The following is a 9,704-nucleotide window of genomic DNA, read 5'->3' on the forward strand; positions in this document are numbered from 1 at the left end:
TCCTCAGGCGGCAGCGCGCACGCGGGCGGCCGCCAGCTTTTCGGCGTAGTCGATGGCCTCGATCAGGCTCAGCTCGTTGGCGATGCCCTTGCCGGCGATGTCGAAGGCGGTGCCGTGGTCGACGGAGGTGCGGATGATCGGCAGGCCCAGCGTGATGTTGACGCCGCTCAGCGCGTCCCAGGTGCCGGTTTCCGGATTGACGTTGAAGCCCAGCAGCTTGACCGGGATGTGGCCCTGGTCGTGGTACATGGCGACCACCGCGTCGTACTGACCGGCGCGCAGCTTGACGAAGATGGTGTCGCCCGGCACCGGCCCGACCACGTCCAGCCCGTCGGCGACGCATTGCTTGATGACCGGCTCGGTCACCTCGATGTCCTGGCGGCCGAACAGCCCGCCTTCGCCGGCATGGGGGTTGAGAGCGGCGATGGCGATGCGGCGGCGCGGCAGGCCGAGCCCGGCCAGAGTCTCCTCCGTGCGGTCGATGACGTAGCGCAGCCGTTCAGGCGTCAGCTTCTTGGGCACGTCCTCCAGCGCGATGTGGGTGGTGACGTGGCTGACCCGCATGTTGCCATGGGCCAGCATCATCACCGAACCGCGCGCGCCGGTCAGTTCGGCCAGCAAATCGGTGTGCCCGGCATAGTGATAGCCGGCCTTGTTCATCGCCTCCTTGTTCAGGGGCGCGGTGACGATGCCGTGGATGCGGCCGGCTTCGGCCAGCCGCACCGCGCGCTCCACCGCCAGATAGGCGAAGCGGCCGCCATCGACCGACAGCACGCCGGGGCGGATCGGCTCGCCCTCCGGCCCGGCCTGGAGGCAGGCCAGCGCCGGCCATTCGCCGTCGACGTCCGTCACTTCCGGAAAGTCGAGGTCGCTGCCCAGCGCATCGCGCGCCGCATGGAGGGCGGGATTGCTGCCGATGACCAGCAGGCGCAGCGAGCCGTCGGCCAGCCGGTCCTTCAGACGCGCGCAGGCCTTCACGATGATCTCCGGTCCGACGCCGGCCGGATCGCCCATGGTGATGGCCAGATGCGGTGTCATGCTTGTTCTCCCTGAAGATGTGGCGCACCCAGCGCAAGCAGCCGGCGCAGCAGCGCCGGGGCGCCGAACGCGCCCGATTTGGAAATGACGCGGACCCCATCGAAGCGGCCGCCGCGCAGAATGGAGCAGGGAACCCCGGGCCAGACATGGCCGTCGAGGTCCAACCGGTCGGCCTCCAAGGCCAGGCACAGGCCGCGCAAGGTCTCGCCGCCTGCCACCAGCAACGTGCCGGGCGGATCCAATTGGCGGACCAACCGGGCGAATTCCCATTCGATCCGGTGAGCCGCGTCGGCACGCGACAGCCCGTCGGGCAGGGCGAGGGTGGCAAGCGCGATGCCCTCATGGTCGAGCCGCTGCGCCAACACCGCGGCGGTGGTGGGGCCGCCGTCGGGCAGGGTCAGCACATGCTCCGAACAGGCGTCGATCTGCGCCGTCATCGCCGGATGGTTGGTGCCGAACAGTCCCAGGATCGGGCGCGGCAACCGGAGTGTCACGGCATCCTCGGCCATGGCGCCCATTTGCCGGGCGAGCGCGCCGGCCAGACCGCTGCTGCCGCACCACAGCACCCGGCCGACCAGCGCAAGGCCGGCGGCGGCGATGGCGTCGAGGTCGGCGTCGGTCTCCGCATCCCACAGGCTGACGCCGGTCGGCACCGGCGCGCCGGGATTGCGGAGCCGGACGGTCTGGCCTTCACGCTCCAGGTCGGCGCGCAGGTCGCTGGCCGCGGGGGTCCAGCTGCGCCCGTCTTCGCCCCGGGCGAGTTGGATGCCGCCGCGCGTGATGCGGCCCTGATAGGGAAAGGCGGGGGCGATGATGACGTGATCGGGGGCCGTGGCGGCGATCCAGGCAGCGATCTCCGCCCCGGCATGGCCGCGCAGCAGGCTGTCGAGTTTGGCATAATGGAGCGTGGCGGGCGTGCGAGGCAACCCTGCGGCAATGGCGGCGACCCGGCGGCGCGCCTGATCCCGCGTCGCTTCCCGTGTGCTGCTGTCGAAGGCGAGGCCGTTCGACAGGGCAGGATAGGGAAGGCTCTGCCAGTAAACCGGAATCGGACCGGCGAAGACAGCGAACTGGGCGGCGGTGTCGAGCGCCCCGGTCAGGTCGTCGGCGATCAGGCACGGGTGTCGCGCCGCCGATGCTCCGGCCAGCGAGCCGATCTGTGGAACCATGCTGTCCATGGGTGGTCCCCATCCTGGTGAGCGGCGGCGGCCTTGAACCGACGACCCGCTGCCGGGCGCTTCCGCTGCCCTTGACGATGACCCACTCCATCACAGCGCTGCGGAGATGTCAATATGTTGTAATGTTGTTGGAGGTAAAACGCCGCAGCGGAGCGGACAAGATGCCATTACATGTTTACATGATCCGGTCATCATGGCCCTCTCCCACACCGGGATACGGCGGGGGATGGAAAAGAACGCCATGCCGAAGCTCTAGAGCGACAGATCCAGCGCCCGCCCCTCGAACACACGGTCGCGCGACCCCTCCAGATGCTTGCGCATCCGCGAACGCGCCGTTTCGCCGTCCCGTTGCCGGATGGCGTCGAAAATGCCGCGATGCTCGTCATACACACCCGTCAGGCCGGAACTCGGTCCCATCAGCGACACGCCGTGGAACTTCATGCCGACGGAGATGTGGTCCTTCAGCGCCTGCATCGACGACATGTAATAGTGGTTGTTCGTCGCCTCGGCGATGGCGGTGTGGAAGGCATAGTCGGCATCCTCGCGGTGCCGGTGGGCACGGGTTGCGTCGTCCATCAAATTCAGCGCCGCGGCGATGCGGTCGAGCGCGGCGTCGTTCCAGCGCAAGGCGGCGTGGTAGGCATGGTCCGGCTCGATGGTCAGCCGGAACTCGTAGCAGCGCTGGATGTCGGCGATGGTCTCCACCGGGGCATAGCCGAGCACCGGCTGGCTTTCCTCCGCAGCCACGCGGACGAAGCTGCCGGCTCCCTGGCGGGAGTAGATGAGTCCGTCATTCCGCAGGCGTTTCAAGGCTTCCCGCACCACCGGGCGCGACACCTGAAAGCGGGCGGCGAGGTCGTTCTCGCCAGGCAGACGCTCGTCGGGCTGGAAGTCGCCGGCGCTGATCTGGGCCAGCAGCAGCTGGTAGACCCGCGTGACCAGCGGAGTTTGGCGGGCGCGGAGCAGCGGCACTGCTTCCCCGCCGTCGGACGCCGCACCGGTCATCGCGCCGCGTTCACTCACATCCATCCTGTCGCTCCCGATCTTCCGGCCGCCCAGCGGCGGCCGGCCTTATGCTGTCAGATATTTGTAAACATGTAATAGCCAACTTGCCAGCCTTTCAAGTGGGGAGTGCCCCGCATCAGCAAGCCTGCTGTTCGGCCAGGAACAGGCGGTAGGCCGGGTTTGCGGTCTCGTCCCAGCAGGGATAACCAAGCTCGTCCAAGCAGCGCCGGAATCGCGCCCGGTCCCTGTCCGGCACCTGGATGCCGGCCAGCACGCGGCCATAGTCGGCGCCGTGGTTGCGGTAATGGAACAGCGAGATGTTCCACTCCTGCGCCAACCCGTTCAGGAACTTCAACAGGGCACCCGGCCGTTCCGGGAACTGGAAGCGGTAGAGCAGCTCGTCCCGCAACCCGCGCACCCGCCCGCCGACCATGTAGCGGACATGCAGCTTCGCCATCTCGTTGTCGCTCATGTCCAGCACCGGGCAGTTCAGCCCGTGCAGCATTTCGATGATCTGGCGCTTTTCCGCGTCGCCCTCCGTCAACTGCACGCCGACGAAGATCTGCGCCTCGCGGTCGTCGGCATAGCGGTAGTTGAACTCGGTGATCGACCGCTTGCCGAGCGCCTGGATGAACTGCCGGTAGGCACCGGGCCGCTCCGGGATGGTGACGGCCAGCAGCGCCTCGCGCCGTTCGCCGATCTCCGCCCGTTCGGCGATGTGGCGCAGCCGGTCGAAATTCATGTTGGCGCCGCTGCCGATGGCCACCAGCCCCTTGCCCTGCAACCCTTCGCGCCCGGCGTATTTTTTAAGGCCAGCCAGACCGACCGCCCCCGACGGTTCGGTGATGGCGCGGGTATCCTCGAAGATGTCCTTGACCGCGGCGCAGATCTCGTCGGTGTTGACGGTGATCACCTCGTCCAGCAGTTCGCTGCACAGCCGGAAGGTCTCGCTGCCGACCTGACGGACGGCGACGCCGTCGGCGAACAGCCCGACCTGATCCAGTTGCACCCGCTTGCCCGCCGCAATCGCGGCGCCCATGCTGGCCGCGTCGTCGGGCTCGACGCCGATCACTTTCACGTCGGGGCGCAGGAATTTGACATAGGCCGCGATCCCGGCGGCCAGTCCGCCGCCGCCGATCTGCACGAAGATGGCGTCCAGCGGATGCGGGTGCTGGCGCAGGATTTCCATCCCGACGGTGCCCTGGCCGGCGATCACATCCGGATCGTCATAGGGATGGATGAAGGTCAGGCCCTTCTCCGTCTCGATCTGGCGGGCATGCAGATAGGCGTCGTCGAAAATGTCGCCGTGCAGCACGACCTTGCCGCCGCGGCTCTTGACCGCCTGGACCTTGATGGCAGGCGTCGTCCGCGGCATCACGATCACCGCCTTGATCCCCAGCTTCTGCGCCGACAGCGCCACGCCCTGGGCATGGTTGCCGGCCGACGCGCACACCACCCCGCGCTCCCGCGCCTCCGGGGACAGGCCAACCATCTTGTTGTAGGCGCCGCGCAGCTTGAAGGAGAAAACGGGTTGCAGATCCTCACGCTTCAGCAGCGCCCTGTTGTTCAGGCGCTGCGACAGCCGCGGCATCGGGTCGAGCGGGCTTTCGATCGCCACGTCATAGACGCGCGCGGTGAGGATCTTGCGGACATACTCGTGCATGGACATCGGCCTTTTCGAACAGCTGGCGGACAGCATAGCAAAGTTGCGGTGGGCTGACGCTATGGCGCCTGCACCGCACGGAAGGCGATGGGTACGGCGATGCGCATCACCTCGATGAAGCGGCGCAGGCGGGCCGGCTGGTGGCGGGCCGGCGGGTAGACCAGACTGACCGGCAGGGTGGCCGCCTGCCAGTTCGGCGCCAGATGGACCAACCGCCCGGCCGCAAGATCCTCCACCAGCGCCCATTGTGAGGCGATGGACGCTCCCAGCCCCAGGATCGTGGCGTTGCGGATCGCCTGCAGCCCGTCGGTGGACAGGCGGGGCCGGATGGGAAAGCTCACCGTTTCGCCGGTGCCGGCATTGGTCAGCGTCACCTCGTCCCGGTAGAAAGTTCGCAACGCCAGCCAGGGCAGCTCCGCCAGTTCACCCGGATGCTGCGGCACCGGCCGGTCGCCGAGCAGTGCGGGGGCGGCGACGGCGATCCGCGGCACCTCCGCCAGCCGCAGGGCGACGACCGACGGGTCGGCCACCTCGCCGACGCGGATGGCGCAGTCGATGCCCTCGCCGATGAAATCGGGCATGCGGTCGTGCAGAAGCCATTCCACCGTCATCCGCGGATAGCGGCGCAGATAGTCGGCGACCGGTCCGATCAACTGCTGCTGTCCGAAGGCGTGCGGCGCCACCACCCGCAGGTGGCCGGTCGGCTGGTCGTCGGCACCGCGGACATCGCTTTCCAGGATTTGCCAGCCGGCCAACAGATCCTTGGCTCGCTCGTAACAGCGGGTGCCGTCCTCTGTCAGGCTCATCCGATGGGTCGAGCGGTGCAGCAGCCTGACGCCCAGCGTCCGTTCCAGCAGTTGCAGCCTTCGGCTGACCGTCGGCTGGGTGCTGCCCAGCTGTGCCGCCGCAGCCGACAAGCTGCCGGACTCGACGATGCGGACGAAGGTTTCCAGCAGGGCGATGCGGTCGCTGCCGACCGCCGAAGGATCGGTGTTCATACGCCCAGCGTATAGCAAATCTACACCCTGTCCGGCTACCCTCGGCTTCCGCTCGCCGCCATACTCTTCCTCAATCAAGCCTATGCCTGTTCCTGAGGGGATTGCACGATGTCAACCATTCAAAGCGCGCATGCAACGCCGCTGGCGCAGCAGATGCCCCTGGCGTCGGCACGCGACAGCGGGATGAGCCGGCCGCTGGTCTTCCTGCTGGCGGCCGGCGCCGGTCTGGCCGCGGCGACGCTCTATTACAGCCAACCGATGCTGGGCGTTCTCGGCACCGACATCGGGGCGGCGGACCGGACCGTCGGGTGGGTGCCGACGCTGACCCAGCTCGGTTACGCCTTCGGCCTGCTGTTGCTCGCACCGCTGGGCGACCGCTTCGACCGTCGCCGAATCATCCTGGCGAAGGTCTCGGTCCTGGTGGCGGCCCTGCTGGCGGCGGGCTTCGCGCCCTCCATCGGCACGCTGCTGGCGGCGAGCCTGGTGATGGGCCTGTCGGCGACGCTGGCGCAGGACATCGTTCCCGCCGCCGCGACGCTGGCCCCGGCGGAACATCGTGGCCGGGTGGTCGGCACCGTGATGACCGGCCTGCTGCTGGGTATCCTGCTGTCGCGGGTGGTCAGCGGTGTCGTTGCCGAGCAGTTCGGTTGGCGTGCGGTGTTCGTCGCCGCTGCCGGCAGCATCGCCCTGCTGGGCGCCGCCCTGTGGCGCGGACTGCCGCGCTTTACCCCGACGACCGATCTCGGCTATGGCGAGTTGCTGGGATCGCTGGTCACGCTGTGGGGCCGCCATCCCGGCCTGCGCCGGGCAGCGGTTGCGCAAGGCCTGCTGTCGCTGGGCTTCAGCGCCTTCTGGTCGACGCTGGCGGTGATGCTGCACGGTGCGCCGTTCCATCTGGGCGCCGCTGCGGCGGGGACCTTCGGGCTGGCGGGTGCGGCGGGTGCGCTGGTGGCGCCGATTGCCGGCCGGATTGCCGACAGTCGCGGTCCGGCCCTGATGACCCGGCTGGGTGCCGGTCTGGCTGTGCTGTCCTTCGCTGTCATGGCGCTGTCGCCGCTGTTGCCGGAGGGGAGCCGCCTGTGGCTGCTGGTGGCGAGCGCCATCGGCTTCGACCTGGGTGTCCAGGCGTCGCTGATTGCCCACCAGACCATCGTCTACGGGATCGACCCGCCCGCCCGTAGCCGCCTGAACGCGGTGCTGATGGTTGGCATGTTCATCGGCATGGCCGCCGGTGCCACGCTGGGCAGCACGGCGCTGGACCTCTGGGGGTGGAACGGCGTGGTCGCCGTCGCCACTGCAGCTTCGGCCGGCGCCCTGATCCTGCGGCTTTTCACCCGGTCCGACCGCTGAACCGTTGCTCTGCCGGGAAGACGGCAAGCCCCTGGAGCTATGCGACGTCGCATGGCTCCAGGGGCTTTTCTGTTGAGGGTGCCGGAAATCCCTGTTTCAGCCCGCCCTCTTCAGCCCAACTGCTGCCTCGACGAAGGCGATCAACTGCTCGGCATAGAGGTCGGGCGTGATGCCGCGGCGGCGGTGCTTGGAGCGCTTCACATACCAATCCTGCAGCATCGGTTTGATCAGCGCTGCCGTCATCGTCACGTCGGGAACCGCGAACAGTCCGCGGGACACGCCGTCTGCCAGCGCGTCGGCAATCATACCCTCCGTCATCATCTCGCTGCCCACGGCAAGGTCGCGCCCGTCCTTGGGGAAAGATTTCGCCTCCATATAGGCGAAGACGAACCAGGGATGCATGGTCTCGGTCAGGAACAGGTGGGTGCGCAGCAGCCAGCGCAGCCGGCCGGCCGGATCGGTCGCCAGCGCCTCCGGCGGATGGCCGAGCACCTCTTCCACCACGCTGACGACCTGTCCGAGGATCATCATCAGCAGCGTGTCCTTGCTGTCGAAATAGGCGTAGAGCGCCCCCATGCTCAGCCCGGACTGTTCGGTCAGGTCGCGCAGGCTGGTGGACTGGAAGCCCTTGCGGTTCGCCAGCATCAGCGTGGTCTCGACGATGCGGGCAAGGTTTCCGATGGCGACCGCCGGCTTCTTGATCCGGATGGTCGAGGCGTGGCGGTCCAGGATGCGCGCGCACAGCGCCTCCATCGACAGGTCGTGCCGTGCCCGGAAGTCCCGCAAGCTGCTCATCCCCGCTGTCCCATCGTTTGCGATGCCACCCGTTCTTGCACATCGCGGTTTCAAAGGATACAAAGCGAACGCTCGCTCTCTTTTTTTCAACGCTTGTCTTTTCACCGATGCTGTTCACGGAGTGCCGAGTGATAGGAGCCCGGCCGATGACTGTCTTTACGCCGCTGGCCGGCACGGCCGCCCGTCGCCGTATCTACCTGCTGCGTCATGGTCATGTCGCCTATTACGACCCGGAGGGCAGACCGCTGAATCCGAAGCTCGCCACCCTGACGGAGCGCGGGCGGGAGGAGGCGAGGGCGGCCGGCGCCCTGCTGGCCGGGGTGCCGCTCGACCGCGTGCTGTGTTCCGGACTCGCCCGCACGCGGCAGACGGCCGAACCGGTCGCCGCTCCGCATAAATTGCCCGTGGAGGAGCACCCCGCCTTTCTGGAAATCCGCGCCGGCCGCCTGTCGCTGGTGCCGAAGGAGCGCCGCGAAGCGGACTATGTCTATGGCTTCGAGGCGGCAACGGAAGACGGGCGCTTTGCCGGCGGGGACAGTTTCGCTGCGGTGCGCGACCGCGTGGTGTCGGCCATCGAGGTGCTGATCCGGCAACCGGGCTGGAGCCATCTGGCGCTGGTCGCCCATGACGGGGTCAACCGCATGCTGCTGTCCTGGGCCTGCGGTGCCGGGTTGTCTGCCCTGTCGGCTTTCGAGCAGGATTACGGCTGCATCAACATCATCGACGTGGATGTGACCGAAGGGCGGATTCTCCGCCGCCTGATCCGTGCAGTGAACCTGACGCCCGGCAATCCGGCGAAGACCGGTCTGCACCACAGCAGCCTGGAGGAGGCCTTCGGACCGTTGCTTGCCCTGGAGTGACTGGCTTGGCCACCGATCTCATGCGCCTGGGTCGTCGTCCCGGCGCCACCACAGCGGTTCCGACAGCCGGTCGATCAGAAAGTCGGCAAGCACCCCGACCTTGGCCGGCCGCGTGCGGGCCGAGGGCGTGATGAAATAGAGGCCGCCTTTCGGCAGCGACCAATCGGTCAGGATCGCGGTCAGGCGCCCTTCGGCCAGATGTTCCGCCGCCATGAATTCCGGGAGCTCTGCGATTGCCAGCCCTTCCAGCAGCATCGGCACCAGGGCATCGGCGTTGGTGACACGCAGCTGGCCTGATGGAGTGACGCTCTCCTCCTCGCCGGCCCTGTTGGTGAAGTGCCAGATGTCCTGTCGGCGGCGGTAGGCATAGCCCAGGCAATGGTGGCCGTTCAACTCGCGGGGGTGCCGCGGTTCGCCATGGCGGGCGAGATAGCTGGGAGCGGCGAGCACCACCGGCGATACCCCGCATAGCCGACGCGCCACCAGCGAACTGTCCGGCAGCACCGCAATGCGCAACGCCGCATCGAAACCGTCGCCCACCAGATCGACGACAGCGTCGCTCAGATGCAGGTCGATGGAAATCTCAGGATAGGTGGAACGGATCGAGGTGTCCGGCCGGGACTGGACCGTGGTCAACAACGACACCGTCGCCGAGACAGCCCGCATGGCCAGCGACAGTATCGACCTGCTGGTGACCAGCATCCCGTTCGCCAACCACTACGAGTACACCGACAAATACGACGATTTCGGCCATACGGACGACAACGCCCATTTCTGGGCGCAGATGGACTTCCAGAGGCCCGAGCTGCTGCGCACG

The 9,704-nt window shown here is 67.7% G+C and carries 9 protein-coding genes; 2 read left to right on the forward strand and 7 right to left on the reverse strand.

Annotated features, from left to right (window positions below):
• Positions 1-3 precede the first annotated feature (3 nt).
• The 5 genes from pdxA to I71_RS05145 all read right to left on the reverse strand — a co-directional run bounded on the left by pdxA (position 4) and on the right by I71_RS05145 (position 5,882).
• Positions 4-1,038, reverse strand: a complete 1,035-nt coding sequence (pdxA, locus tag I71_RS05125; protein WP_042691629.1) for a 4-hydroxythreonine-4-phosphate dehydrogenase PdxA — start codon at positions 1,036-1,038, stop codon at positions 4-6.
• Positions 1,035-2,216 carry a four-carbon acid sugar kinase family protein gene (locus tag I71_RS05130; protein ID WP_083896983.1) on the reverse strand — a complete coding sequence of 394 codons (1,182 nt, stop codon included), beginning with the start codon at positions 2,214-2,216 and terminating at the stop codon, positions 1,035-1,037. Before I71_RS05130 ends, pdxA begins: the two co-directional genes overlap by 4 nt.
• 252 nt (positions 2,217-2,468) lie before the next feature.
• Positions 2,469-3,245 carry a FadR/GntR family transcriptional regulator gene (locus I71_RS05135; RefSeq protein ID WP_148294149.1) on the reverse strand — a complete coding sequence of 259 codons (777 nt, stop codon included), beginning with the start codon at positions 3,243-3,245 and terminating at the stop codon, positions 2,469-2,471.
• Between the two features lie 112 nt (positions 3,246-3,357).
• On the reverse strand, positions 3,358-4,920 hold the full coding sequence (gene ilvA, locus I71_RS05140) for a threonine ammonia-lyase, biosynthetic (protein WP_083896984.1): 1,563 nt from the start codon (positions 4,918-4,920) through the stop codon (positions 3,358-3,360).
• A gap of 23 nt (positions 4,921-4,943) precedes the next feature.
• Positions 4,944-5,882 carry a LysR family transcriptional regulator gene (locus I71_RS05145; protein WP_042691632.1) on the reverse strand — a complete coding sequence of 313 codons (939 nt, stop codon included), beginning with the start codon at positions 5,880-5,882 and terminating at the stop codon, positions 4,944-4,946.
• 108 nt (positions 5,883-5,990) lie between these two features.
• Here I71_RS05145 and I71_RS05150 point away from each other — a divergent pair, with 108 nt between their 5' ends.
• Positions 5,991-7,232 carry an MFS transporter gene (locus I71_RS05150; RefSeq protein ID WP_042691637.1) on the forward strand — a complete coding sequence of 414 codons (1,242 nt, stop codon included), beginning with the start codon at positions 5,991-5,993 and terminating at the stop codon, positions 7,230-7,232.
• Between the two features lie 96 nt (positions 7,233-7,328).
• Here I71_RS05150 and I71_RS05155 read toward each other — a convergent pair whose 3' ends face one another.
• Entirely contained in the window at positions 7,329-8,027 is a 699-nt protein-coding gene (locus tag I71_RS05155; protein WP_049975932.1) for a TetR/AcrR family transcriptional regulator, read from the reverse strand.
• Between the two features lie 146 nt (positions 8,028-8,173).
• Here I71_RS05155 and I71_RS05160 point away from each other — a divergent pair, with 146 nt between their 5' ends.
• Positions 8,174-8,887, forward strand: coding sequence for a histidine phosphatase family protein (locus tag I71_RS05160; RefSeq protein ID WP_042691640.1), 714 nt, complete (start codon positions 8,174-8,176; stop codon positions 8,885-8,887).
• An 18-nt stretch (positions 8,888-8,905) separates the two neighbouring features.
• Here the strand turns inward: I71_RS05160 and I71_RS05165 are convergent, their stop codons facing one another.
• On the reverse strand, positions 8,906-9,523 hold the full coding sequence (locus I71_RS05165) for a substrate binding domain-containing protein (RefSeq protein ID WP_244433643.1): 618 nt from the start codon (positions 9,521-9,523) through the stop codon (positions 8,906-8,908).
• Positions 9,524-9,704 lie beyond the last annotated feature (181 nt).

The organism is Azospirillum sp. B506 (genome assembly GCF_000333595.1).
GTDB lineage: Bacteria > Pseudomonadota > Alphaproteobacteria > Azospirillales > Azospirillaceae > Azospirillum.

What these genes read in the sequence shown, in the direction of transcription:
- I71_RS05160 (WP_042691640.1), top strand. Translation starts at nt 8,174, where the DNA reads ATGACTGTCTTTACGCCGCTGGCCGGCACGGCCGCCCGTCGCCGTATC.
- I71_RS05135 (WP_148294149.1), bottom strand. Translation starts at nt 3,245, where the DNA reads ATGGATGTGAGTGAACGCGGCGCGATGACCGGTGCGGCGTCCGACGGC.
- I71_RS05130 (WP_083896983.1), bottom strand. Translation starts at nt 2,216, where the DNA reads ATGGACAGCATGGTTCCACAGATCGGCTCGCTGGCCGGAGCATCGGCG.
- ilvA (WP_083896984.1), bottom strand. Translation starts at nt 4,920, where the DNA reads ATGCTGTCCGCCAGCTGTTCGAAAAGGCCGATGTCCATGCACGAGTAT.
- I71_RS05155 (WP_049975932.1), bottom strand. Translation starts at nt 8,027, where the DNA reads ATGAGCAGCTTGCGGGACTTCCGGGCACGGCACGACCTGTCGATGGAG.
- pdxA (WP_042691629.1), bottom strand. Translation starts at nt 1,038, where the DNA reads ATGACACCGCATCTGGCCATCACCATGGGCGATCCGGCCGGCGTCGGA.
- I71_RS05145 (WP_042691632.1), bottom strand. Translation starts at nt 5,882, where the DNA reads ATGAACACCGATCCTTCGGCGGTCGGCAGCGACCGCATCGCCCTGCTG.
- I71_RS05150 (WP_042691637.1), top strand. Translation starts at nt 5,991, where the DNA reads ATGTCAACCATTCAAAGCGCGCATGCAACGCCGCTGGCGCAGCAGATG.